The organism is Streptomyces sp. A1136 (genome assembly GCF_004795055.1).
GTDB lineage: Bacteria > Actinomycetota > Actinomycetes > Streptomycetales > Streptomycetaceae > Streptomyces.
Genome location: NZ_SSBJ01000010.1, coordinates 105,080 through 129,720, shown reverse-complemented (window position 1 = coordinate 129,720; position 24,641 = coordinate 105,080). Strand labels below are relative to the sequence as shown.

The following is a 24,641-nucleotide window of genomic DNA, read 5'->3' as shown; positions in this document are numbered from 1 at the left end:
TCGGACAAGGCGAAGGGGCGGACAATAGACAACGTGTCTACTGCCCGCCCCCTCAGCGTTCTGCGCTGATCAGTGCGGGACGGCCGGGACGGCCGCCGCCGGGACTCAGCCGTCGAGCGAGGTCATCACGTGCTTGATGCGGGTGTAGTCCTCGAAGCCGTAGGCGGAGAGGTCCTTGCCGTAGCCGGACTTCTTGAAGCCGCCGTGGGGCATCTCGGCCACCAGCGGGATGTGGGTGTTGATCCACACGCAGCCGAAGTCGAGGTTCTTGGACATCCGCATCGCGCGGCCGTGGTCCTTGGTCCACACGGAGGAGGCGAGGGCGAACTCGACGCCGTTCGCGTACTCCAGCGCCTGGGCCTCGTCCGTGAAGGACTGCACCGTGATGACGGGGCCGAAGACCTCGTTCTGAATGATCTCGTCGTCCTGCTTGAGGCCGGAGACCACGGTCGGGGCGTAGAAGTAGCCCTTCTCGCCGACGCGGTGGCCGCCCGCCTCGACCTTGGCGTGGGCGGGGAGGCGCTCGATGAAGCCCGCGACCTGCTTGAGCTGGTTCGGGTTGTTCAGCGGCCCGTACAGCACGTCCTCGTCGTCCGGCTGACCCGTCTTGGTGTCCGCGGCGGCCTTGGCGAGCGCGGAGACGAACTCGTCGTGGACGGACTCGTGCACGAGCACGCGGGTCGCGGCGGTGCAGTCCTGGCCGGCGTTGAAGTAGCCGGCGACGGCGATGTCCTCGACGGCCTTGGCGATGTCGGCGTCCTCGAAGACCACGACCGGGGCCTTGCCGCCGAGCTCCAGGTGGACGCGCTTGACGTCCTTCGAGGCGCTCTCGGCGACCTGCATGCCCGCGCGCACCGAACCGGTGATGGAGGCCATCGCCGGGGTGGGGTGCTCGACCATGGCCTTGCCGGTCTCGCGGTCGCCGCAGACCACGTTGAAGACGCCCTTGGGCAGGACCGAGTCGATGATCTCGGCCATCAGGACGGTGGAGGCCGGGGTGGTGTCCGAGGGCTTGAGCACCACGGTGTTGCCCGCGGCGATCGCCGGGGCGAACTTCCACACGGCCATCATCATCGGGTAGTTCCACGGCGCTACCTGGGCACACACACCGACCGGCTCACGGCGGATGATCGAGGTCATCCCGTCCATGTACTCGCCGGCCGAGCGGCCCTCCAGCAGACGCGCGGCGCCCGCGAAGAAGCGGATCTGGTCCACCATGGGCGGCAGCTCCTCGCTGGCCGTCAGGCCCAGCGGCTTGCCCGTGTTCTCCGACTCGGCCGCCACCAGCTCGTCCGCGCGCGCCTCGAAGGCGTCCGCGATCTTGAGCAGGGCCTTCTGCCGCTCGGAGGGAGTGGTGTCGCGCCAGCCCGGGAAGGCGGCGGCGGCGGCCGCCATGGCGGCGTCCACATCGGCCTGGCCGGAGAGCGGAGCGGTGGCGTACACCTCGCCGGTCGCGGGGTTGACCACATCGGTGGTCCGGCCGTCGGCGGCGTCCTTGAACTCTCCGCCGATGTAGTTGCGCAGACGACGCAGTTCGGTGGTCACTACAGCCACTCTCCTGATCACATGTCCAACGATTGAGACGAATCCCCAGCCTATCGCGTCTCCTGACGCTTTCGACAGAGCCGGATGCCACGAACTGCGAAATCCGTGCAATCGGAGAGTCAAGACAACGAATTACCTCGGTTGCGGGTTGCGGAACCGACGACTCCTCGTGCACAGTGAGGTCGTGGTCAGTCGAAGCGCAGATTCCAGGAACAGACAACCGTCCCCTTCGGTCGATGCTGTGTCCCTGGCGATCATCGAGCAACTGCAAGAGGACGGTCGCCGTCCCTACGCAGCGATCGGCAAGGCAGTCGGCCTGTCGGAGGCAGCCGTACGCCAACGCGTACAGAAGCTGCTCGACCAGGGCGTCATGCAGATCGTCGCCGTCACCGACCCGCTCACCGTGGGTCTGCGACGCCAGGCCATGGTCGGCATCAACGTCGAGGGAGACCTCGACCCGGTGGCCGACGCACTGACCTCGATGGCCGAATGCGAGTACGTGGTGATGACCGCGGGCTCCTTCGACCTGATGGTGGAGATCGTCTGCGAGGACGACGACCACCTGCTGGAGACGATCAACAAGAAGATCCGCGCGCTCCCCGGCGTGCGCTCAACCGAAAGCTTCGTCTACCTGAAGCTGAAGAAGCAGACCTACATGTGGGGAACCCGATAGCCCGTGAGCCAAGACCTCTCCAAGACCGCGTACGACCACCTGTGGATGCACTTCACCCGCATGTCCTCGTACGAGAACTCCCCCGTCCCCACCATCGTGCGGGGTGAGGGCACCTACATCTTCGACGACAAGGGCAAGCGCTACCTGGACGGTCTCGCCGGACTGTTCGTGGTCAACGCCGGTCACGGCCGCAAGGAACTGGCCGAGGTCGCCTACAAGCAGGCGCAGCAGCTCGCGTTCTTCCCCATCTGGTCGTACGCGCACCCGCAGGCCGTGGAGCTCGCCGAGCGTCTCGCCGGCTACGCCCCCGGCGACCTGAACAAGGTCTTCTTCACCACCGGTGGCGGCGAGGCCGTCGAGACCGCCTGGAAGCTGGCCAAGCAGTACTTCAAGCTGCAGGGCAAGCACACCAAGTACAAGGTCATCTCGCGTGCGGTCGCCTACCACGGCACCCCGCAGGGCGCCCTGTCCATCACCGGCCTGCCGGCCCTGAAGGCCCCCTTCGAGCCGCTGGTACCCGGCGCGCACAAGGTGCCGAACACCAACATCTACCGCGCCCCGATCTACGGCGACGACCCCGAGGCCTTCGGCCGCTGGTGCGCCGACCAGATCGAGCAGGAGATCCTGTTCGAGGGTGCCGACACCGTCGCCGCCGTCTTCCTGGAGCCGGTGCAGAACGCCGGCGGCTGCTTCCCGCCGCCGCCCGGGTACTTCCAGCGGGTCCGCGAGATCTGCGACGAGTACGACGTGCTGCTCGTCTCCGACGAGACGATCTGCGCCTTCGGCCGCCTCGGCACGATGTTCGCCTGTGACAAGTTCGACTACGTGCCGGACATGATCACCTGCGCCAAGGGCATGACCTCGGGCTACTCCCCGATCGGTGCCTGCATCGTCTCCGACCGCATCGCCGAGCCGTTCTACAAGGGCGACAACACCTTCCTGCACGGCTACACCTTCGGCGGCCACCCGGTCTCCTCGGCGGTCGCGCTGGCCAACCTCGACATCTTCGACAAGGAAGGCCTCAACCAGCACGTGCTGGACAACGAGGGCGCCTTCCTGTCGACGCTGCAGAAGCTGCACGACCTGCCGATCGTCGGCGACGTCCGCGGCAACGGCTACTTCTACGGCATCGAGCTCGTCAAGGACAAGGTCACCAAGGAGTCCTTCACGGACGAGGAGACCGAGCGCGTGCTCTACGGCTTCCTCTCCAAGGCGCTCTTCGACAACGGCCTGTACTGCCGCGCCGACGACCGTGGCGACCCGGTCATCCAGCTGGCCCCGCCGCTGATCGCGGACCAGGGCACCTTCGACGAGATCGAGGGCATCCTGCGCTCGGTGCTCACCGAGGCGTGGACCAAGCTGTAAGCAGCACTGCCACCGGCCCCGGCCGGGCAGAAAATAGTCCGAACCACACGGCCCGGATCGCCCGTTCGAGTGAGAACGCGGGGGTCCGGGCCGTGTGCTGTCACCATCCGAGGCGTTCGTCTCTTTACATCTCCTTGCGGCGCCAGTGACCGATGGGGCTCCGCTTCGTTCCCCCGGACGGAGGTGTTCACCATGGTGGCTCCCGCAGACGATGCCCCGCCTGACAATGAAGTCCTGTGGGCACGGTCCCTGCACTACTCCCACGACGGCTCGCCCGGCCTGATCGGCGTCTCCGTCGGCGTCCGCCAGGGCGAGATCCTGGCCCTGACCGGCCCGCGCGGGAGCGGCAAGACCACGCTGCTGCGCTGTCTGGCCGGCTCGCTCAAGCCGCAGCAGGGCGAGGTCTGGTTCAACAGCGTTCCCGTGCACACCATGGGAGCCCTGGCCCGCGAACGGTTGCGCCGCGACCGGTTCGGCTGGATCGGCCCCGAGCCGCATCTGCTGCCCGAGCTCAAGGTGTGGGAGAACGTCGCGCTGCCCCTGCTGATCGCCGGCGCCTCGCACCGCGCCGCCAAGCACACCGCCTGCGAATGGCTGGACCGGCTCGACATCGGCGCCTTCGCCCGCAAGCGGCCGGGCGCGCTGACCCGCGCCGAGTCGCAGCGCGTCTCCCTGGCCCGGGCCCTGGTCCACGAACCCGCCGTGATCTTCGCCGACGAGCCGACGGCCCCGCTGCACCGGGCCGAGCGGGCGCTGCTGCTGCGGACGCTGACCACCGCGGCCCGCTCGCACGACATCACCGTCCTGCTCGCCACCCACGACGAGGAGAACGCGGCCGTCGCCGACCGCCGATTCGCCCTGCTCGACGGCCGTACGGCCGAAGCCGCCGCCCCCTCCGGTCCCGTCGAGACCACGGAGGACCAGGCCGCGTGCTCCCTCTCCGCCTAGTCCGCGGCTCCCGGCCGCTGGTCCAGCTGCGCCGGCTCTTGGTCGCCGCCGCCTCGGCCGGCGCCGGGTTCCTGCTCCTCTACGTACTCGCGGAGGCGACCGCCCGGCCCGCCGGATCGTTCCCTCGGCTGCTGTGGGCGCTCGTCCCGCTCGCCGCCACCGTCCAGTTCGCGGTGGCCGTCGCCAGGACCGACCCCGCGACCCGTCCCCGGGAAGGGATGGACGCCGCCGGGCTGGGCCCCGTACGCCTCACCCTTGCCGCGGCCGTCTCCACCGCCGTCGCCTGCACGCTGGGCAGCGCCCTGGCCCTCGCCCTCTTCCTCCACCTGCGGGGCGACCTCGCCGGACTGCCCTTCGACGGGGCCGGCTCCGCCTTGTTGCACGCCGAGCAGCCGCTCCCCCTGGCGGCGGCGCTGACCCTGCTGGCCCTCGTCCCGCTGACCGCCTCCGCCGCGACGGCCCTCGTCCTGCGCCCGCGCCCGCCGCTGGCCGGGCTGCCGCCGCAGACCGGGGTGCCCTGGGGGGTCGCGGTGTGCGCGTGCGGGCTCGCCCTCCAGGCCTACGCCGGCCGGGGCGGCCCCGCGTTTCCGGCCGGGTGGGCGCTGATCACCCTCGGGCTCGCCCTGGCCGGTCCCGGCCTGGCCTACGCCTGCGGGACCCTCGTACTGGCCGTCCGCCCCGGCGCGCTGCGCCTGCTGGCGGGTCGGGCCCTCCAGGAGGAAGCCCCTCGGCTGGGCCGTCCCCTCGGCGTCCTCTGCGCGGTCGGGGCCGCCGCCCTCACGGCGTCGGTCCTGCGCGAACGGGGCACGGTCTTCGCTCCGCTCGGTCCGCTGACCGGGGCCGCCGCGCTGCTCGTGGCGCTGTGCGCGACCGCGACACTTCTCACATCGGCGGTGGAGTCCCGACAGGCCAGGGCCGCCACCCGAGGCACCCTGACCGCCCTCGGCGCACCGGGCACCGTCCTGCGGACGGCCGCCACCGTGCGGGCCTCCGCGCTGGTGGTGGTGTGCGTACCGCTGAGCTGGGGTGTGGCACAACTGACGTCGCTCGCGCTGACCCGCTGATCCGCGGAGCCCTTAGGGTGGGCCGAATGGTCAACGCAGACATCGAGATCGAGACGCTCGCCGAATTCGACCAGGTCGTCGCCCGGGGTTCACTGAGCGGCTACCGCGTCCAGTCGGTCAACCTGCTGGAGCGGACCTTCGCCCTGCTGTCCGCCGACACCTCGGCCGCCGTCTTCCTGGGCTGCGCGATGGAGCCGGACGCCGCGGCGAAGGTGCGGGCCGACGGCGCCCTGGTCTTCCCACCGGTTCCGGACCTGCCGTTCAACCCGTACCGGAGCCTGCTGTACTCGGCCGACGAGCTGTTCGCCGGGCTGCCGGCGGGCTACGAGGCCACCCCGGACGCGCAGGCGTACGCCTGGTTCCAGGAGACCAAGTCGGACGGCGACGTCTTCTCCTCGATGCTCCGCTCCATCCACGACGACGCGATATCCGACGCCCTCGACGAGCACCTCCACGGTGCCCGGGTGGTCGGCGTGATGGGCGGCCACGCGATGACCCGCGACGCCGCCGACTACCGGGGCGCGGCCGAACTGGGCCGCACGCTGGCCAGGTCCGGGCTGACCGTCGCCACCGGCGGTGGTCCGGGCGCGATGGAGGCGGCCAACCTGGGCGCCTATCTGGCCCCCGCCTCCGACGGGGCCCTGGACGAGGCCCTCGAACTACTGGCCAAGGCCCCGTCCTTCGTCCCCTCGGTGTCCGACTGGGCCCGGGCCGCCTTCGCCGTACGGGAGCTCTGGCCCGCGGGCGGCGACTCGGTGGGTATCCCCACCTGGTTCTACGGGCACGAGCCGCCGAACGCGTTCGCGGGCCACATCGCGAAGTACTTCGCGAACGCCACCCGCGAGGACGGGCTGCTCGCGCGGTCGAACGCGGGCGTGGTGTTCCTGCCGGGAGCGGCCGGCACGGTGCAGGAGATCTTCGACAACGCGACGCCGAACTACTACGCCTCGCGGGGCGAGCCGACGCCGATGGTCCTGGTCGACCGGCGGCACTGGACGGAGCGGCTGCCCGCCTGGCCCCTGCTCCGGGCGCTGGCGCGCGACCGCGGCATGGAGTCGCGGATCGCGCTGGTCGAGTCGGTGACCGAGGTCCCGGCCGCGCTCGCCGCGATGAGCTGACCGGGGCAGGCAACTTCCCGGGCGTTCCGCACGTCTGCCTTAGGTAATCACACCGCAAAATCTGCCAGACGTGAACGGAGCCCCCCGGTGCTCATAGGATTGCTGACCGCCATCGCGGCGTCCCTCTGCTACGGCACGGGTTCCGTCCTGCAAGCCGTCGGCTCGCGCCGGGCGGCCCGGCTGTCCCCGGCCGCCGCCGGGGTGACCGCGCACGGCGGCCCGAACCTGTCCTCGACCGCGAAAGCCGTGATGACCTGGGAGTTCATCGTCGGCACGATCCTGGACTTCGTGGGCTTCGGTCTCGGCGCGCTGGCGGCGCGGCTGCTGCCGCTCTTCCTGTCCCAGACGGTGATCAGTGCCAATCTGGTGATCACCGCCGTGCTGAGCGTGAAGCTGCTGGGCATCCGGCTCTCGCGCAGGGAATGGACGTCCATCGGGGTGGTCTGCGCGGCGCTGGTGCTGCTGGCGACGGCCGCCGGCCACGAGGGCGGCCACCACGCGGCGATGTCCACGCACTGGTGGCTGCTGGCCGTCACGCTGCTGATCATCGTGGGCGGCACGGTGGCCGTACGTTTCCTCGGCGCGCGCGCCGCGACCCTCGCGGGCCTGCTGTCGGGCCTGGCCTTCGGCGCGCTGGGCGTCGGCGTACGCGTCCTGAACGGGATCGAGCCGTTCTCGCTCGGCGGGCTCCTCTGCGACCCGGCCCTGTACGCGATCGTCCTCGCGGGCGTCGGCGGCATGTACCTGCACACGGTCGCGCTGCAGATCGGGTCGGTGAACGGGGCCACGGCCGCGCTGGTGGTCGGCGAGACGGTGTTGCCCGGGGCGATCGGCGTGCTCTGGCTGGGCGACGCGTCCCGTCCCGGCCTCGCCTGGCTGGCGGTCCTGGGCTTCGTCCTGGCGGTGACGGGGGCGGTCGCGGTGGCCTGGTACGGCAACCACGACGCCCCCGAACCCGAGGCGGCCCCGACCCCCGACCCGGTCCCGGCGACCCGCTGACCCCCCGACCCCCCACCCGGTCCCGGCGACCCGCTGACCCGCCGACCGCTGACCCGCCGACCCGCCGACCCGCCGACCGGTACCGGCCTACTCCGGCGGCAGCAGCACGACCTCCGACGGCGTGAAGGACACCGCCACCCGGTCCCCCACCCTCGGGGCCCCTTCCAGCCCGCACTCGGACTCCAGCACCGGCCCCGCCTCGGGCCGCAGCAACAACGCGACGTGCGTCCCCCGGAAGGTGCGGGACACCACCTCGCAGCGCAGCCCGTCCGCGCCCAGGGTCACCCCGGCGGGGCGGATCAGCAGTCGCCGCGGTCCCTCGGGCGCCCCGGCCGGGACCGGGACCTCGCCCCACGCGGTGGCCGCGACTTCACCGGACACCACCGCGGGGGTCACGTTCTCGAAGCCCAGGAACCGCGCGACGAACTCCGACGCGGGCCGCCGCCACACCTCCAGCGGCGTCCCGGCCTGCGCGATCCGCCCGTCCCGCATCACCACCACCCGGTCGGCCAACGCGAAGGCCTCGCCCTGGTCGTGGGTCACGGCGAGCACGGTCGTCCCCAGCCGGGCGAACAGCGCCCGCAGTTCGACCACCAGCCGCTCCCGCAGCCCACGGTCCAGTTGGCCGAGCGGCTCGTCGAGCATCAGCAGTCGCGGGGACGGCGCCAACGCCCGGGCCAGCGCCACCCGCTGCTGCTCGCCCCCGGACAACGAGGCCACCGCCCGGCCCTGCGCCCCGGGCAATCCGACCAGCTCCAGCAACTCCGCGACCCGGGGCCCGTAGGAAGCCCGCGCGGCGCCCCGCATCCGCAGCCCGAAGGCGACGTTCCCGCCCACGTCCCGGTGCGGGAAGAGTTGGTGGTCCTGGAACATCAGGCCCACCCCGCGCCGGTGCACCGGTACCCCGGCCTGGTCCGCGCCGCCCAACAGCACGCGCCCCCCGGACACCGGCTGCAGCCCGGCCACCACCCGCAGCAGCGTGGACTTCCCGCTGCCGCTCGGCCCCAGCACGCACACGGTCTCATGCTCGGCGACCTCCAGATCCACGGCGTCCACGGCGGCCCGCCCGCCGAAGCGGACCGACACCCCCTCCAACCGGAGCAACGTCATCAGAACTCTCCCGAAGTCTTGTCGGGCCGCAGTCGCTCCAGCACGAGCAGGGACACCGCGCACACCAGCATCAAGATCGTGCTCAGGGCCATCGCCTGCCCGTAGTTCATCTCGCCCGCCCGCCCCAGCAGCCGCGCCACGGCCACCGGCAGCGTCGGGCGGTCCGGCCGCGCGATGAAGACGGTCGCCCCGAACTCGCCCAACGAGACGGCGAAGGCGAAACCGGCCGCGATCAGCAGCGCCCGCCGCACCAGCGGCAGGTCCACCTCCCGCCACGCCCGCCACGGCGACGCGCCGAGCACCGCGGCCGCCTCCCGCAGCCGCCCGTCCACCGCCCGCAGCACGGGCAGCATGGTCCGTACGACGAACGGGACACCCACCAGCGCCTGCGCGAGCGGCACCAGGATCCACGAGGTCCGCAGGTCCAGCGGCGGCTCGTCCAGGGTGATCAGGAATCCGAAGCCCACGGTCACCGCCGACACCCCGAGCGGCAGCATCAGCAGCGCGTCGAACCCGCGCACGAACCGGCCACCGCGCCGGGTGAGCGCGGCCGCCGCGAGCCCTCCGACGAGCAGCGCGATGGCCGTCGCGGCCAGCGCGTACTCCAGGGAGTTCCCGATCGACTCCAGCGGCGGGACCAGGAACGTCCCTGATCCGACCTCCTCCAGCGCCCGGTAGAAGCCGAGCCCGTATCCGCCGGGGGCGTCGAGCGAACGCTCCACCAACACACCGAGCGGCAGCACGATCAGCAGCGCCACCGTCAGCAGCACCCCCGCCAGCAGCGCGCGCTGCCCGGGTCGGTGCGGCCGGTGCGCGGTCCCCGCGGGGTCCACCAGCCTCAGGGCCGTCTCCCGTCGGCGTACGGTCCGGGCGTGCACGGCCAGGACGAGCCCCATCGCGACGAACTGGACCATGGTCAGCACGGCGGCCGTCGGCAGGTCCAGCAGTTGCGCGGTCTGCCGGTAGACCTCCACCTCCAGGGTGGAGTAGGAAGGGCCGCCCAGGATCTGCACGACGCCGAAGGAGGAGAAGGTGAACAGGAAGACCATCAGCGCGGCCGCCGCCACCGCCGGCGCCAGCGCGGGCAGCGTCACCCGCCGCCATGCAGCCCACCGTCCGGCGCCCAACACCCGGGCGGCCTCCTCCTGCCGCGGGTCGAGCTGCGCCCAGAGCCCGCCGACCGCCCGCACGACGACGGCGTAGTTGAAGAAGACGTGCGCGAGCAGGATCGCCCAGACGGTGGTGTCGAGCCGGACACCCCACAGTTGGTCCAGCAGCCCGCCCCGGCCGACCAGCGCGAGGAAGGCCGTACCGACCACCACGGTCGGCAGCACGAACGGAACCGTGACCACCGCGCGCAGCAGCCCCTTGCCCGGGAACTCGAAGCGGGCGAAGACGTAGGCGCCGGGAAGCGCGATCAGCAGGGTGAGCCCCGTCGAGGCGAGTGCCTGCCAGGTCGTGAACCACAGCACCTCGGCGATGTCGGGCCGGGCGAGCACCTCGCCGAACCGCCCGAACTGCCAGCCCGCCTCGGTCTTGAGCCCGCGCCCGACGATCGCGGCGACGGGGTAGGCGAAGAACAACCCGAAGAAGACGAGCGGGACGGCCATCAGGGCGAGCCGGACGGCCGTGGTCCGCCCCCGCTCCCGTCCCGCGGCCACCGGGGCGGGGGCGGGGACGGGAGCGTCGGCAGCGCTCCGACGTGCTACTTCACGACGAGCGAGGACCATGCCTTGACCCACTGCTCACGGTTCTTGGCGATGACGTCCGGCGCGACGTTCTCCGGCTTGTCGATCACCACGCCGTGCTTCGTGAACAGCTCCGGCAGCTTGGCGTCCTTCACCACCGGGTTCACGAACATCTGGAGCGGCATGTCCTCCTGGAACCTCTTGCCCACCAGGAAGTCGAGGAGCGCCTTGCCGCCGGCCTCGTTCTTCGCGCCCTTGAGCAGGCCGGCGAACTCCACCTGGCGGAAGCAGGTGCCGGTGGAGACGCCCGTCGGCGCCTCGGCCGGCTGGGGGTCTGCGTAGAGGACCTCGACCGGCGGGCTGGAGGCGTAGGAGACGACCAGCGGCCGGTCGCCCTTGGCCTTCTTGCCGCCGGCGGAGCCGGAGAACCGCTCGTTGTAGGCCTGCTCCCAGCCGTCGACGACCTCGACGCCGTTGGCCTTCAACTTGCCCCAGTAGTCCTTCCAGCCCTCGTCGCCGTACTTGCCGACGGAGGCGAGGAGGAAGCCGAGACCGGGCGAGGAGGTCGCGGCGTTCTCGGTGACCAGCAGGTTCTTGTACTCGGGCTTGACCAGGTCGTCCAGCGTCTGCGGCGGGGCGAGCTTCTTGTCCGCGAAGTACTGCTTGTCGTAGTTGACGCAGATGTCGCCGGAGTCCACGGGGGTGACCCGGTGCTGCTTGTCCAGCACGTACTCGGGCTTGACGTCGCCGAGGCCCTTGGCCTCGTAGGGCGTGAAGATGCCGTTGTCGAGGGCGCGGGAGAGGAGCGTGTTGTCCACGCCGAAGAAGACGTCACCGCGCGGCGAGCCCTTGGTCAGGATCTCCTGATTGAGGGCGGCGCCGGCGTCCCCGGACTTCAGCACCTTGACGGTGTAGCCGCTCTGCTGCTCGAACTCCTTGAGGACCGGCTCGCTCACGGCGAAGGAGTCGTGGGAGACGAGGGTGACGGTCTTCGACTTCGACGCGTCGCCCGCGCCGGCCGCCGGCTTGTCCTTGGCGTCGCCGCCGCAGGCGCTGAGCGTAGTGACGCCCAGCGCGGTCACGAGCAGTGCGCCCGCGAACTTCTTGGTGGTGCTCACTGGTGAATTCCTCCTGGGATGTCCAGGAGAAGACGCGGCCCTGCCCGGCGCTCCATGGAGCGGTCGCCGGGCAGGGCGCAACAGCTTGAGTGAATGACCGAACTTCCTACCCCGAATGACCGGGGCGAGGTTCAGAGGGTCTGCGGATGACGGATACCGCACTCTCAGCGCTGTGGCGCTCCCCTGTCGGAATATGCAATTGGTTCGGCCACAGGGTACCCCGTGGCCGATCCGACCCCCAGGAGAGTCCACCGGGCCCCGTGCGGGCCCACGCGACGCCGGGCACGCGCGGGAAAACGGGCCGTTCTAGCGCTCGGACGCGGCCAGCTGGCCGCAGGCGCCGTCGATCTCCTGGCCGCGGGTGTCGCGTACGGTCACCGGCACGCCGTGACGGGCGATCGCCTCGACGAACGCCTTCTCGTCCTCGGGCCGCGAGGCGGTCCACTTCGAGCCGGGCGTCGGGTTCAGCGGGATGAGGTTGACGTGGACGCGCTTGCCCTTGAGCAGCCTGCCCAGGAGGTCACCACGCCAGGCCTGGTCGTTGATGTCACGGATCAGGGCGTACTCGATCGAGACGCGTCGGCCGGACTTCTCGGCGTACTCCCACGCCGCGTCCAGCACCTCGCGCACCTTCCAGCGGGTGTTCACCGGCACCAGGGTGTCGCGCAGCTCGTCGTCGGGCGCGTGCAGCGAGACGGCGAGGCGGCACTTGAAGCCCTCGTCGGCGAAGCGCAGCATGGCCGGTACCAGGCCGACGGTGGAGACGGTGATCCCGCGCTGCGACAGGCCCAGGCCGTCGGGCTCGGGGTCGGTCAGCCGCCGGATGGCGCCGACGACGCGGTTGTAGTTGGCGAGCGGCTCGCCCATGCCCATGAACACGATGTTCGACAGTCGGGCCGGACCTCCGGGGACCTCGCCGTCGCGCAGGGCCCGCATGCCGTCGACGATCTGGTGCACGATCTCGGCGGTCGACAGGTTCCGGTCCAGCCCGGCCTGGCCGGTGGCGCAGAACGGGCAGTTCATGCCGCAGCCGGCCTGGGAGGAGATGCACATGGTGACCCGGTCGGGGTAGCGCATCAGCACGGACTCGACGAGGGTGCCGTCGTGCAGCTTCCACAGGGTCTTGCGGGTGGTGTCGTCGTCGCACGAGATGTGCCGTACGACGCTCATCAGGTCGGGCAGCAGCTCCTGCTGGAGCTTTTCCCGGGAGCCCGCCGGGATGTCGGTCCACTCGGCGGGGTCGTGCGCGTAGCGCGCGAAGTAGTGCTGCGAGAGCTGCTTGGCCCGGAACGGCTTCTCGCCGATCGCGGCGACCGCCTCGCGGCGTTCGGCCGGGGTCATGTCGGCGAGGTGCCGGGGCGGCTTCTTCGCCCCGCGAGGGGCGACGAAAGTGAGCTCTCCCGGAACGGGGCGGGCCATGGCGGGTACTCCTTGTAAGACGAAAGGCGCGCCGCAGAAGCAGCGCGCCTTTCAAGAGTAACCGCCCGGACCCGTCCGGGTCCTTCGTGCCCGCGTCGCCCCTTACCGGCGGGGCCCCAGCGGTACGGCGAGCACGGGCCTGGGGCCCGAGGGGCCGCTGTCAGCCGGTGCCCACGAACGCGGCGAGCAGCAGCCACACCACCGGGGCGGTGGGCAGCAGCGAGTCGAGCCGGTCCATGATGCCGCCGTGACCGGGAAGCAGGGTGCCCATGTCCTTGATGCCCAGGTCCCGCTTGATCATCGACTCACCGAGGTCGCCCAGGGTGGCGCTGACCGCGACGGCCAGGCCCAGCACCAGGCCCTGCCACCAGACGCCGTCGTCGATGAGGAACTCCATGCACAGCGCGCCGGCCGCCATCGCGAAGGCCACCGCGCCGACCAGACCCTCGCGGGTCTTGCCCGGGCTGATGCGGGGGGCGAGCTTGGTCTTGCCGAAGCGCCAGCCCACCGCGTACGCCCCCGTGTCGCTGACCACGGTCAGCAGCAGGAAGGTGACGACCCGCTGGGGCCCGTCGTCGGCGGTGAGCAACATGGCCACGAAGGTCGCGAGGAACGGCACGTAGAAGGCGGCGAACACGCCCGCCGTGACGTCCTTGAGGTAGTCCTCGGGCGGCTCGGTCATCCGCCAGACCAGCACCGCCAGGGCGGTCAGCGCCATCGCCACCCAGGCGCCCTCCGCCCCCCGGACGTAACCGGCGATGACCATGGCGGCGCCGCCGACCGCGAGCGGGACGAGCGGCGCCTTGATGCCCTTCTTCTCCTGGAGCCGGGAGGTGAGCTCCCACAGGCCGACGACGACCGCGACGACGATGACGCCGACGAACACGGCCTTGACGATGAAGAGCGACGCGAAGATCACCGCTCCGAGGCCGACGCCGACCCCTATGGCGGCCCGCAGGTCCCGCCCCGCGCGCTTCTTCGGCGGCGGGGACGCGTCCTGGGGTGCATGCGGGGGCGGGGGGCTGGGCATGGGCTCCTGCGGCGGCGTCTCGGCGCGGATGAGGGGGCCGCTGTCGGCGGCGACCCCCCGATCGCGTGCTTCCCGGTCGTCGAAGTCACGGCCGGCGGCATCGGGCACGATGGGCATGGGCCGAGTGTGAGGGCCCACCTGCGCATCGTATGCGGGACCCGCCGGAACGGGCTCCGGCTGCCAGGAAGAGTCGTTCATCAGACTTCGAGGAGCTCGGCTTCCTTGTGCTTGAGCAGCTCGTCCACCTGCGTGACGTACTTCGCGGTGGTGTCGTCGAGCTCCTTCTCCGCGCGGCGGACCTCGTCCTCGCCGGACTCCTTGTCCTTGACGAGCTTGTCGAGGGCGTCCTTCGCCTTGCGGCGGATGGCGCGGATCGAGACCTTGGAGTCCTCGGCCTTGGTGCGCGCGACCTTGACGTACTCCTTGCGACGCTCCTGCGTCAGCTCCGGGAAGGTCACCCGGATGATGCGGCCGTCGTTGCTCGGGTTGACGCCGAGGTCGGAGTCGCGGATGGCCTGCTCGATGTTGCGCAGCGCGGACGCGTCGAACGGCGTCACGACGGCCATGCGCGGCTCGGGCACCGCGAAGGAGGCGAGCTGGTTGATGGGCGTAATGGCACCGTAGTAGTCCGCCACGATCTTGTTGAACATCGCCGGGTGCGCACGGCCCGTGCGAATCGCGGCGAAGTCTTCCTTGGCGACGACGACGGCCTTCTCCATCTTCTCCTCGGCCTCGAGGAGGATTTCTTCGATCACCACGTGCTCCTGCATGTCAGATATGGATGGTTCAGGCGGGGCGGGCCGGCCGGGCCGGTCCGCTGTGGGCGCGGGCCCGACGGCGGGGGATCAGACCCTGGTGCCCTGGTCGCTCACGAGCGTGCCGATCTTCTCACCCTTGACGGCCCGGGCGATATTGCCCTCGGCGAGGAGCTCGAAGACCAGGATCGGCAGTCGGTTGTCGCGGCACAGCGTGATGGCGGTGGCGTCGGCGACCTTGAGGTCTCGGGACAGCACCTCGCTGTACTCCAGCGCGTCGAACTTCACCGCGTCCGGATTGGTCTTCGGGTCGGAGTCGTAGACCCCGTCGACGCCGTTCTTGCCCATGAGCAGGGCCTCCGCGTCGATCTCCAGGGCGCGCTGCGCGGCCGTGGTGTCGGTGGAGAAGTAGGGCATGCCCATGCCGGCGCCGAAGATGACGACGCGGCCCTTCTCCAGGTGCCGCACGGCGCGCAGCGGGATGTACGGTTCCGCGACCTGGCCCATCGTGATGGCGGTCTGGACGCGGCTGTCGATGCCCTCCTTCTCCAGGAAGTCCTGGAGGGCGAGGCAGTTCATGACCGTGCCGAGCATGCCCATGTAGTCGGAACGGGCACGGTCCATGCCGCGCTGCTGGAGCTCGGCGCCGCGGAAGAAGTTGCCGCCGCCGATGACGATCGCGATCTCCGCGCCGTCACGGACCACGGCAGCGATCTCACGCGCGATGGCGTGCACGACGTCAGGGTCGACGCCCAGCCCGCCGCCGCCGGAGAAGGCCTCGCCCGACAGCTTCAGCATGAAGCGGCGGCCCTTCTTGTCGTGGTCGCTCTTGTCGTCGGAAGCGGTGTGGGGGTCCACGCCCTGATTCATGGGATCTCCTCGTGCACATACGAAGAAGGCCATTGCCGGTGGGTCCTCGCGGTTCCCTCTACGGCAATGGCCTCCTCGTCAGATCTGCGGTCGCCCTGCGCGAGCGCTGACGACTGCTTCAGACCCTACCGGGGTCCGGTGTCCGTCGCGTACGGACGGACTCAGATGCCGACCTTGATGCGGGTGAAGCGCACCAGGGTGACACCGGCCTCGTCCAGGACCTTCTGGACGGACTTCTTGTTGTCCAGCGCGTACGGCTGGCCGAGCAGCGTGGCTTCCTTGAAGAAGCCGTTGACGCGACCCTCGACGATCTTCGGCAGGGCGGCCTCGGGCTTGCCCTCCGCGCGGGTGGTCTCCTCGGCGACGCGACGCTCGCTCTCGACGACCTCGGCCGGGACGTCCTCCTTGGAGAGGTACTTCGGCGCGAAGGCGGCGATGTGCTGGGCGATGCCCTTGGCCAGGTCGGCGTCGGCCTTGTCCAGCTCGACCAGGACACCGATCTGCGGGGGCAGGTCGGGCATGGTGCGGTGCATGTACGCGGAGACGAAGGCACCCTGGTACTGCGCGAAGCGGTCCAGGACGATCTTCTCGCCGAGGTTGGCGTTGGCCTCGTCCACGAACGCCTGGACGGTCTGGCCGGGCTTGATCTCGGAGGCGAGCAGCGCCTCGATGTCCGCCGGGTTGGTGGCGGCCACGTGCTGGGCCAGCTCGTCGGCGACGGCGAGGAACTTCGGGCTCTTCGCGACGAAGTCGGTCTCGCACTTGAGCTCGAGCAGCACGCCGGAGGTGTTGTCGGCGGCGATCAGGGAGGCGACGGCGCCGTTCTCGGCGGAGCGACCCTCACGCTTGGCAACGCCCTTGAGGCCCTTGACGCGCAGGATCTCGTTGGCCTTCTCGACGTCGCCGTCGGCCTCGACGAGCGCGTTCTTGCAGTCCAGCATGCCGGCGCCGGTGAGCTCGCGGAGCTTCTTGACGTCAGCGGCGGTGTAGTTCGCCATGAGTCTTGGATTCTCTCTCGAAGTCGTAGATCCAGGGTGAGCGGCGGAGGAGTCGCGCTTGTGGCGCGGCTCCCCCGCCGTCATCGTCCGTGCTGTGAGTGCCCGGCGCGTGAACGCCGGGCGCTCTCAGTGGGTCAGGCCTGCTCGGCGTCGGCGGCCGGAGCCTCGACGACGGCCTCGGTCTCGGCCTCGGCGGCCGGAGCCTCGACAGCGGCCTCGGCCGGAGCGGCCTCGGCGGGCTCGTCGGCCTTCTTCTCGCCCTCGAGCAGGTCGCGCTCCCACTCGGCGAGCGGCTCGGCGGCGGCCTTCTCGCCCGGCTTCGAGTCGCCGGTCGCGGCACCGGAGCGGGCGATGAGGCCCTCGGCGACGGCGTCGGCGATCACGCGGGTGAGCAGGGTGACGGAACGGATCGCGTCGTCGTTGCCCGGGATCTTGTAGTCGACCTCGTCGGGGTCGCAGTTGGTGTCGAGGATCGCGACGACCGGGATGTGGAGCTTGCGCGCCTCACCGACGGCGATGTGCTCCTTCTTCGTGTCGACGATCCAGACGGCGCTGGGGACCTTCGACATCTCGCGGATACCACCGAGGGTCTTCTCCAGCTTGATCTTCTCGCGGGAGAGGACCAGGAGCTCCTTCTTGGTGAGACCCGAGGCGGCGACGTCCTCGAAGTCGATCGCCTCAAGCTCCTTCAGACGCTGGAGGCGCTTGTAGACGGTGGAGAAGTTGGTGAGCATGCCACCGAGCCAACGCTGGTTGACGTACGGCATGCCGACGCGCGTCGCCTGCTCGGCGATGGCCTCCTGCGCCTGCTTCTTGGTACCGACGAACATGATGGAGCCACCGTGCGCGACGGTCTCCTTCACGAACTCGTAGGCGCGGTCGATGTACGACAGCGACTGGAGCAGGTCGATGATGTAGATGCCGTTGCGCTCGGTGAAGATGAAGCGCTTCATCTTCGGGTTCCAGCGACGGGTCTGGTGACCGAAGTGGACGCCGCTTTCCAGCAGCTCCCGCATCGTTACGACGGCCATGGCCATCTCCTTGTTTTCTCGGTTTGGTTCCTGACGCCCCGCCGCGCCCTGCCCCCGAGAGGGGACCGAGAGACGCTTTCACCTGGTCTGACGAGCCGGTGCTGGGGCGTGCGAAGTCGACCCGGTGACCCGGATCGCCACAAGAAGTGTACGGGACCCGGCGGTATGCCGGGTGACGCGCTTGTCCACACCGTCCGGGTTGTCCACAGGCCCCGGCGTCGCGTCGCCTGCGCGCGGGAGGCTGTCCCGCATGACGACACTGCTGCTCACACTGCTGCTGGCGCTGTCCCAGGCGTTCGGCTCCACAGCCTCCGCGGCCCCCGCGACCACCACGACCACCGGGGTGCGCCCCCTGCCACCGCCCCTGGTGGTGGCCCGGTGGTGGGACCCGCCACCGACGCCGTACGCGGCGGGGCACCGGGGCGTGGACCTGTCGGCGCCCGTGGGGGCGGAGCTGCGCGCCGTGGGGCCGGGCCGGGTGTACTACGCGGGGCCGGTCGCGGGGCGCGGGGTGCTCTCCCTCACGCTCCCGGGCGGCCTGCGCACCACGTACGAGCCGGTCCGACCGCTGGTTTCCGGGGGCGAGGAGGTCACGGCGGGCCAGGTGGTGGCGGTACTCACGGAGGGTGCCCACTGCGCCGAGCCCTGTCTGCACTGGGGCCTGCTGGCCGGCGAGACCTACCTCAACCCCTTGACCCTGGTCCCGCGCACCACCCCGAGACTGCTGCCCACGGTGCGGCCCGGCGGCTGAGGGGCGCGGGCGGGGCAGTGGACGGGTCCGCGCGGTTCAGCCCCGTACGCCCCGCAGGGCCATGGCGACGGCCGCCTCCGTCACCACGCCCGGGTCCTCGGCGGCGCCGAGCTCGATCCGCCGAACCGCCGCGTCCACCACCCCCTGGAGGAGCATCGCGGCCAGCTTGGGCTCGGCCTGCCCCAGCGCCGCCAGCGCCTCCACGATCATCGCGACCAGTCCGCCGTGGGCCGCGCGGATCTTCTCGCGCGCGGCGGCGTCGAGCTCACCGGCGGAGATCGCCACCACCGCCCGGTGGCGCCGGTCCCCGACCAGTCCGAGCTGGCTGCGGACATAGGCCTCGATCTTCGCCTCGGGGGTCGGGGCCGCCTCCATCGCCGCCTCGATCTCCGCGGCCCAGACGGGGAAGTCCACCGCGCACAGCTCCTCGACGACCGCCGCGCGGGAGCGGAAGTACTCGTACACGGAGGACCGGGCGAGCCCGGTGCGCTGCGCCAGGGCGGGGAAAGTCAGGGCCTCCGTACCGCCTTCGGACAACAGGGAACGGGCGGCGTCCAACAGGGCGCCGCGCTGCATCGACCGGTGCTCGGCCACGGAGGCCGCTCTAATCCTTGGCACGCGACCACTCTACGGAGCAACGGCCTTGGGGACACGGGTGATCGGGCCGTCGACAGCGCCGGCCCGTGTCGCCGTCACCGGCCGACGTCCGCGAGCTTGGCGCGCAACTGGAGCACCGACTTGGTGTGGATCTGGCTGACCCGGCTCTCGGTGACGCCGAGCACGTTGCCGATCTCGGCGAGGGTGAGGCCCTCGTAGTAGTACAGGGTGACGACCGTCTTCTCGCGCTCCGGCAGCGTGTTGATAGCGCGGGCCAGCAGCCTGCGCAGCTCGCGGTCCTCGGCCACCTCCACCGGGTCGTCCGCGGCGTGGTCCTCCAGGGTGTCCATCAGCGACAACCGGTCGCCGCCCTCGCCGCCGACGTGCAGCAGCTCCTCCAGGGCGACCACGTTCGCCAGCGACAGCTGACTGAAGACGGTGTGGAGCTCCTCCACCCCGATCCCCATCTCCCCGGCCACCTCGTGTTCGGTCGGGGTGCGCCGCAGCTGGGCCTCCAAAGTGGCGTACGCGCGCTCCACGGCCCGCGCCTTCTGCCGGACCGAACGGGGGATCCAGTCCAGCGCCCGCAACTCGTCGATCATCGCGCCGCGAATCCGGGTGATGGCGTACGTCTCGAACTTGATGGACCGCTCGATGTCGAACTTCTCGATGGCGTCGATGAGCCCGAAGACGCCGGAGGAGACGAAGTCGGCCTGTTCGACGTTGGGCGGCAGCCCCACGCTGACCCGGCCGGCCACGTACTTCACCAGCGGCGAGTAGTGCAGGATCAGTTGCTCCCGCAGTCGCTCGTCACCCGAGTCCTTGTACGAGCGCCACAGCACCTCCAGGGACGAGGGCGCGGTGGACCGCACACTGCCGCCGCGGGCAGCGGGGGGCACCGCAGCGCGGTCAGACCCTGAGGTGTGCTGGGGCATGCTTCGCCTTTGCCGGAGCCGGATTCCTTGGGAGCGTAGCGTGACGGAAGTGTCGCGGTGCGCGAAGAGTACGGGATGGCGCGGGGCCGCAGGAGCGCCCCGACCGGCACGGGCGGGCCGGGACCGGCGCTCGGCGCACGGTCCCGGCAACCGCCCTCGGGAAGACCGCGTCTCTCATCGGCGTCACTCTTTCACCGGAACGCCCCAGGTCAATGACCGCCTCGCCGGGTACCACCGGTTCGAGTGCCTCCGCGAGGTCCGCGTGTGGTCAACCGCCAGCCGTCGCCCTGCCGTTCGACGAACCCCAGAGAGTGAAGTTCGTACAGTCTGCCGATGACTTCATCGGTGCCGGCGCCGGCGGAGAGAGCCACTTCCTCCGGTCCCGCCGGACGGCCCGCGGGGAGGGCTTCGAGCACGCGGGCGGCGGCCGGGTCCAGCAGGTCCCTGGGGAGCACCGGGCCGCGCCGTTCGGGAGCCAGCTCGCCCATGCCGCCGACCAGCTCGACCACCTCCGCCGCGTCCGTGACGAGCACCGCCTCGTCGCGCAGCAGTTCGTGGACCCCGGCCGAGAGACCGCTGGTCGCCGGGCCGGGCACGCCCATCGTGAAGCGCCCCAGCTCCCGGGCCCGGCGGGCGGTGACCAGCGAGCCGCTGCGTACGGCCGCCTCCACGACCACCGTGCCCCGGGTGAGGGCGGCGATGACGCGGTTGCGCAGCACGAAGCGGCTGGGGGTGGGGTGGCTGCCCGGCGGGAGTTCACCCAGCACCAGTCCCTGGCCCGCGATCCGGCCGAGGAGCCCGGCGTGCCCGCGCGGGTAGGCCACGTCCGCCCCGCAGGCCAGGACCGCGACCGTGGCCCCGCCGGAGGCCAGCGCCCCCCGGTGGGCCGCTCCGTCGATGCCGTACGCGGCCCCGGAGACCACCACCCAGCCGCGCTCGGCGAGTCCCGCCGCCAGGGTCTGCGCCATGTGCGCCCCGTACGGGGTACAGGCGCGGGCGCCGACCACGGCGACCGAGCGCAGCGCCCAGGTGCGCAGGTCCGCCCCGCCCCGCAGCCAGAGCCCGACCGGCCGGGCGTCGCCCAGGTCGTCGAGCTGGGTCGGCCACTGCGCCGACCCGGGGCAGAGGAACCGCACCCCCGCCCCGGCGGCCTCCGCCAGGTCGCGCCGGGGGTCGGCGAGGGCGGCCCGTCTGCGGTATCCGGCCAACCGCTCCGGCCCCACCCCCACCAGTCGCTCCTCCGCCGGGCGGGCGTCGGTGCCGGTCAGCAGCCGTATCACGCCCTCGGCGCCGAACGCGCGCAGCCAGCGTCCGCCGTGCTCGTCCCCGGGCTCCAACACCCGGGTCAGCGCGACCCGCGCCAGCAGCTCCGGCCCCGGCTCCTCCCCTCCCCGGACCCCGGTCCCGGCGTCCGTCCAGGGGGCGTCCGCCCCTCCGCCCGGCTCGGCACCACCCGACGCGGCGGCGTCCCGGCCGCCGTCGGGCCCGACGCCGTGCGGCCCGAAGCCGTCCGGTCCGACCTGTGGCTGGGCGGTGCGCGGTTCGGCGGCGTCCTGTTCCGGTGCGGCGCTCATGACCCCGCCCCGATCGCCCCCATCGCGGACACCGCCCCGCGCGGGACGCCGGTGCGCAGCTCCAGCGCGACGGCCACGTCCAGCGCCTCGGGACGCTCGGTGCCGCGCAGGTCCGCCACGGTCCACGCGACCCGCAGCACCCGGTCCAACCCACGCGCCGTGAGCAGCCCCCGCTCCAGGTCCCGCTCGGCTTGGGCCAGCGCGCCCGGGGCCGCCTGCCAGCGGGTGCGCAGCTCGTGGCCCGGCACCTCCGAGTTGAGCCGCCACGGGGTGCCGTCCAACCGGGCCGCGGCCCGCTGCCGGGCCTCGCGGACCCGGTCGGCGACCACCGCCGTGGCCTCGCCCCGGCCGCCCCGTCCCAGCAGGTCGGAGCGGGTCACGGGCTCCACCTCGACGCGCAGGTCGACCCGGTCGAGCAGCGGCCCGGAAAGTCTCGCCTGGTAGCGCCGGATCACCGAGGCCGGGCATTCGCAGCCTGCGCCCTGGAGCGTGTGTCGCCCGCACGGGCAGGGGTTCGCGGCCAGCACCATCAGGAAGCGGGCCGGCAGCCTTACCACCCCGGCGGCCCGGGCGATGACCACGTGCCCCGCTTCGAGCGGCTGGCGCAGCGCGTCCAGTGCCTTCGTGCCGAACTCGGCGGCCTCGTCCAGGAACAGGACGCCCCGGTGGGCCAGGGAGACCGCCCCCGGCCTGGGCACCCCGGCCCCGCCGCCCACCAGGGACTGCATGGTCGCGGAGTGGTGCGGGGCGCAGTAGGGCGGCCGGGCGAGCAGTGGCTCGCCCGGCGGCAGGATTCCCGCGACCGAGTGGACGGCCGTCACCTCCAGGGAATCCTGTCGGGTGAGCGGCGGCAGGAGCCAGGGCAGGCGCTCGGCGAGCATCGTCTTGCCCGCGCCCGGGGGCCCGCTGAGGAAGAGGTGGTGCCCCCCTGAGGCGGCCACCTCCAAGGCCCGGCGGGCCGCGTGCTGGCCCGCGACATCGGCGAGGTCCGGGAAGTCGGCCCCGTCCCCCGACGCGCCACCGCCGCGGCCGATGCCGGTACCCAGCCCCGCCCCCGGAACGAGCAGCCCGGCCAGTATCGGGTCGGGTCGCCCGGCCCCCGGACGGTCCTCCTCCTCGGGCACCTCCCCGTCGGTCAGTACGGCGATCAGCTGCCGCAGGCTGCGTACGCCGAGCACGCTGACGTCCGGGACGAGCATCGCCTCGGCGGCGCACTGCTGTGGCACCACCACCTGCCGGTATCCCGCCTCGGCGGCGGCCAGGACCGCGGGCAGGACGCCCCGCACCGGCCGCACCCCGCCGTCGAGCCCGAGCTCCCCGATGAGGACCAGGTCGGCGATGGCGCCCGGTTCGACCACCTCGGCCGCCCCCAGGACCGCCGCGGCCACGGCGAGATCGAAGGCTCATGAAAGACAGTTCTAGGGGTCACACCTCGGGGCGCGGCCGCGCCTCCTCGATGGGGGCGTATAGAGCGGCCAGTCCAACCCGGGTGGCGTGGGCGAAGTGGTTCGCCAACTCCCGGGCGAGCTGCTCGCTCGCGTGGTCCGGGTGGAGGGCGAGCACTAGTTTGCCCTTGCAGTGAACGGGAATCATGGCACGGCCGTCCGGCACGTCCTTCGACACCACTACTTCCGCCTGCACCGGACGCGGATGTACCTGGTGCGTGCTGTCACTGTCGGACATGCGACCCCCTTGGCGCTGCCTGCGTCACAATCCGCGCGTCAGTTCGAATACGAACGCGCAGTCGCAGGCTATCGGACCCGTAACGCCCCCAGGCGGTGTGACTAATGGTGCCGCATTGAACAGCTTCTGACTACACCGAGCGCGCTTTAACTACGGTGTGTAGCAGCGATGGCCAAAGGGATATGCCGATCGGCTATTCCTGTCGGGCGATCGACTCGATCAGCCGCTGGAGCTGCTCACGCTGAGTGGACGTCAGGGCGTCCAGACTCTCGACCAGGGCGCGCGCCTCGCCCGAGGCGGACCACGCGACATCCACGCCGAAAAATTCGGCAGACGCCGCGTCTTGCACTCGCCCCAGCGTCACCTCAATGCCGGCGGCCAGACCGCGGAGCATGGGGTAGTCGGGAATCTGCACCGGCAGGTCGGTGGCAAGACGGTGCAGCCAACTCGGCTTGACCGTCCGCTCCCCGGATTCCGGGTCGACGCATCGCGCGGCGAGCTTCTCGTAGCTCAGGCCGAGTGCGGCTTTCCGCTCGCGCACGAGGTCTCTGAGCTGCGTTCGCCCTGTGGTCGGTGAACGATCTTGCGCAGCCATGAGGGTCATCCTGCCACTCCGAGTCATGTCATGGGCCGTGGGGTGTCCATGTGACCAGCGAGACGGTCCACCTATCCCCCCATGTGGCGGGGGGTGTGTCATCCACCTCGCCGGACAGAGTGTCCATGCATTGCAACGGCGCACGCTAGAGCGCGCGGGACATGTTGGCCAAATCCTCACCGCACACCCAAGAGGCTGGACGCATCGTCCAAGCTATGCAATGCTTCATTCATCCAAGCAGTGCAACGTCTTACTGCACGAGGTGGACGACCTTGTCTGAGCCCCAACCCATTCCGCTTTTCCGGCTCGTGGACCGTGACCTCCTGGCCACGCTCATGAAGCGCACCGGAACCGGCGCCGCGATGTCCGTCCGAGAACTGGCCGCGGAGGCCAGCGTCTCCCGCAGCACCGTCGGCAACCTCCTCGCCGGAGGACAGGAAAGCGTGCTCTACCCGACTGCCTGTCAGATCGCTGACGCCATCGGCGTAGATGTCCTGATCCTGTTCACCCCCACGGGGCGGGCTACCCGTCACTCCGGCCGCCCTCGTTTTAGGGCCGCAGGATGAGCGGCTTCAACCGGGCCGAGGCAGAACAGCGCCTGGGACCCGCCGCAGTCCAGGCGATCCGCGAACTCGCGGCCGCTGCCCCGCCGCTCACCAACGAGCAGCGCGCCCACATTCAGGCGGTGTTCGACACCGCGCGGACTCCGGCGGCGGCAGCCCTGCCGGCTGCCGCCTGACACCACACACGCAAGAGGGGCCGCTCCGACTTCCCG

General features: G+C 71.3%; 24 protein-coding genes, 1 pseudogene and 1 riboswitch. Of the genes and pseudogenes, 9 read left to right on the top strand and 16 right to left on the bottom strand.

Annotation, left to right across the window (positions count from 1 at the left end; all coding sequences use genetic code 11):
- Positions 1-105: 105 nt before the first annotated feature.
- A complete protein-coding gene (locus E6R62_RS12555; RefSeq protein ID WP_136213444.1) occupies positions 106-1,545 on the bottom strand; it encodes a gamma-aminobutyraldehyde dehydrogenase in 1,440 nt (479 codons plus the stop codon).
- 169 nt (positions 1,546-1,714) lie between these two features.
- Here E6R62_RS12555 and E6R62_RS12550 point away from each other — a divergent pair, with 169 nt between their 5' ends.
- The 6 genes from E6R62_RS12550 (at position 1,715) to E6R62_RS12525 (ending at position 7,712) form a co-directional block, all read left to right on the top strand.
- Positions 1,715-2,218 (top strand): Lrp/AsnC family transcriptional regulator, encoded by a 504-nt coding sequence (locus E6R62_RS12550; RefSeq protein ID WP_053675186.1) that lies wholly within the window; start codon positions 1,715-1,717, stop codon positions 2,216-2,218.
- Positions 2,219-2,221: 3 nt separating this feature from the next.
- The gene (locus tag E6R62_RS12545; protein WP_136213443.1) at positions 2,222-3,583 is read left to right on the top strand and encodes an aspartate aminotransferase family protein; all 1,362 of its coding nucleotides are present in this window, start codon (positions 2,222-2,224) and stop codon (positions 3,581-3,583) included.
- 192 nt (positions 3,584-3,775) lie between these two features.
- Complete coding sequence (locus tag E6R62_RS12540; protein WP_136213442.1) at positions 3,776-4,531, top strand: ABC transporter ATP-binding protein; 756 nt, start codon at positions 3,776-3,778, stop codon at positions 4,529-4,531.
- On the top strand, positions 4,513-5,595 hold the full coding sequence (locus E6R62_RS12535; RefSeq protein WP_136213441.1) for a hypothetical protein: 1,083 nt from the start codon (positions 4,513-4,515) through the stop codon (positions 5,593-5,595). Before E6R62_RS12540 ends, E6R62_RS12535 begins: the two co-directional genes overlap by 19 nt.
- 26 nt (positions 5,596-5,621) lie before the next feature.
- Positions 5,622-6,713, top strand: coding sequence for an LOG family protein (locus tag E6R62_RS12530; protein WP_136213440.1), 1,092 nt, complete (start codon positions 5,622-5,624; stop codon positions 6,711-6,713).
- Between the two features lie 87 nt (positions 6,714-6,800).
- Entirely contained in the window at positions 6,801-7,712 is a 912-nt protein-coding gene (locus E6R62_RS12525; RefSeq protein WP_136213439.1) for a hypothetical protein, read from the top strand.
- A gap of 87 nt (positions 7,713-7,799) precedes the next feature.
- Here the strand turns inward: E6R62_RS12525 and E6R62_RS12520 are convergent, their stop codons facing one another.
- The 9 genes from E6R62_RS12520 to rpsB all read right to left on the bottom strand — a co-directional run bounded on the left by E6R62_RS12520 (position 7,800) and on the right by rpsB (position 17,731).
- The gene (locus E6R62_RS12520; protein ID WP_136213438.1) at positions 7,800-8,822 is read right to left on the bottom strand and encodes an ABC transporter ATP-binding protein; all 1,023 of its coding nucleotides are present in this window, start codon (positions 8,820-8,822) and stop codon (positions 7,800-7,802) included.
- Positions 8,822-10,432, bottom strand: coding sequence for an iron ABC transporter permease (locus E6R62_RS12515; RefSeq protein ID WP_136213516.1), 1,611 nt, complete (start codon positions 10,430-10,432; stop codon positions 8,822-8,824). The genes E6R62_RS12520 and E6R62_RS12515 overlap by 1 nt, the downstream gene beginning before the upstream one ends.
- A 95-nt stretch (positions 10,433-10,527) precedes the next feature.
- Positions 10,528-11,628: a thiamine ABC transporter substrate binding subunit gene (locus tag E6R62_RS12510; protein WP_136213437.1), complete on the bottom strand. Its 1,101-nt coding sequence runs from the start codon at positions 11,626-11,628 to the stop codon at positions 10,528-10,530.
- An 85-nt stretch (positions 11,629-11,713) separates the two neighbouring features.
- Positions 11,714-11,823: riboswitch (TPP riboswitch) on the bottom strand.
- 111 nt (positions 11,824-11,934) lie between these two features.
- On the bottom strand, positions 11,935-13,047 hold the full coding sequence (gene rlmN / locus E6R62_RS12505; RefSeq protein WP_136213436.1) for a 23S rRNA (adenine(2503)-C(2))-methyltransferase RlmN: 1,113 nt from the start codon (positions 13,045-13,047) through the stop codon (positions 11,935-11,937).
- 160 nt (positions 13,048-13,207) lie between these two features.
- Positions 13,208-14,275: a phosphatidate cytidylyltransferase gene (locus tag E6R62_RS12500; protein WP_136213435.1), complete on the bottom strand. Its 1,068-nt coding sequence runs from the start codon at positions 14,273-14,275 to the stop codon at positions 13,208-13,210.
- Positions 14,275-14,832 carry a ribosome recycling factor gene (frr, locus tag E6R62_RS12495; protein WP_136213515.1) on the bottom strand — a complete coding sequence of 186 codons (558 nt, stop codon included), beginning with the start codon at positions 14,830-14,832 and terminating at the stop codon, positions 14,275-14,277. The genes E6R62_RS12500 and frr overlap by 1 nt, the downstream gene beginning before the upstream one ends.
- Positions 14,833-14,922: 90 nt before the next feature.
- The gene (gene pyrH / locus E6R62_RS12490) at positions 14,923-15,702 is read right to left on the bottom strand and encodes a UMP kinase (protein ID WP_136213434.1); all 780 of its coding nucleotides are present in this window, start codon (positions 15,700-15,702) and stop codon (positions 14,923-14,925) included.
- 161 nt (positions 15,703-15,863) lie between these two features.
- Positions 15,864-16,700, bottom strand: coding sequence for a translation elongation factor Ts (tsf, locus tag E6R62_RS12485; protein ID WP_136213433.1), 837 nt, complete (start codon positions 16,698-16,700; stop codon positions 15,864-15,866).
- 134 nt (positions 16,701-16,834) lie between these two features.
- Positions 16,835-17,731, bottom strand: a complete 897-nt coding sequence (gene rpsB, locus E6R62_RS12480; RefSeq protein ID WP_136213432.1) for a 30S ribosomal protein S2 — start codon at positions 17,729-17,731, stop codon at positions 16,835-16,837.
- Between the two features lie 250 nt (positions 17,732-17,981).
- Between rpsB and E6R62_RS12475 the strand changes: the two genes are divergently transcribed.
- Positions 17,982-18,482 carry a M23 family metallopeptidase gene (locus E6R62_RS12475; protein ID WP_136213431.1) on the top strand — a complete coding sequence of 167 codons (501 nt, stop codon included), beginning with the start codon at positions 17,982-17,984 and terminating at the stop codon, positions 18,480-18,482.
- Positions 18,483-18,518: 36 nt separating this feature from the next.
- Here the strand turns inward: E6R62_RS12475 and E6R62_RS12470 are convergent, their stop codons facing one another.
- From E6R62_RS12470 to E6R62_RS12445, 6 genes and pseudogenes are all read right to left on the bottom strand, one after another.
- A complete protein-coding gene (locus E6R62_RS12470) occupies positions 18,519-19,058 on the bottom strand; it encodes a TetR/AcrR family transcriptional regulator (RefSeq protein ID WP_168714036.1) in 540 nt (179 codons plus the stop codon).
- Between the two features lie 116 nt (positions 19,059-19,174).
- Positions 19,175-20,014 carry an RNA polymerase sigma factor WhiG gene (gene whiG / locus E6R62_RS12465; RefSeq protein ID WP_136213430.1) on the bottom strand — a complete coding sequence of 280 codons (840 nt, stop codon included), beginning with the start codon at positions 20,012-20,014 and terminating at the stop codon, positions 19,175-19,177.
- Positions 20,015-20,223: 209 nt separating this feature from the next.
- A complete protein-coding gene (dprA, locus tag E6R62_RS12460; protein WP_240801632.1) occupies positions 20,224-21,588 on the bottom strand; it encodes a DNA-processing protein DprA in 1,365 nt (454 codons plus the stop codon).
- Positions 21,585-22,988 (bottom strand): annotated as a pseudogene (locus E6R62_RS12455) (YifB family Mg chelatase-like AAA ATPase); the annotation flags it as partial. The gene dprA and the pseudogene E6R62_RS12455, both read right to left, overlap by 4 nt.
- A gap of 25 nt (positions 22,989-23,013) precedes the next feature.
- Positions 23,014-23,271, bottom strand: a complete 258-nt coding sequence (locus E6R62_RS12450) for a hypothetical protein (protein WP_136213429.1) — start codon at positions 23,269-23,271, stop codon at positions 23,014-23,016.
- Between the two features lie 193 nt (positions 23,272-23,464).
- Positions 23,465-23,866 (bottom strand): hypothetical protein, encoded by a 402-nt coding sequence (locus E6R62_RS12445; RefSeq protein WP_136213428.1) that lies wholly within the window; start codon positions 23,864-23,866, stop codon positions 23,465-23,467.
- 272 nt (positions 23,867-24,138) lie between these two features.
- On the opposite strand from E6R62_RS12445, the gene E6R62_RS12440 reads away from it, so the two are divergent.
- Together E6R62_RS12440 and E6R62_RS39485 are read left to right on the top strand one after the other, a co-directional pair.
- Positions 24,139-24,432, top strand: a complete 294-nt coding sequence (locus E6R62_RS12440; RefSeq protein ID WP_136213427.1) for a helix-turn-helix domain-containing protein — start codon at positions 24,139-24,141, stop codon at positions 24,430-24,432.
- Entirely contained in the window at positions 24,429-24,605 is a 177-nt protein-coding gene (locus E6R62_RS39485; protein ID WP_168714031.1) for a hypothetical protein, read from the top strand. Before E6R62_RS12440 ends, E6R62_RS39485 begins: the two co-directional genes overlap by 4 nt.
- Positions 24,606-24,641: the final 36 nt, after the last annotated feature.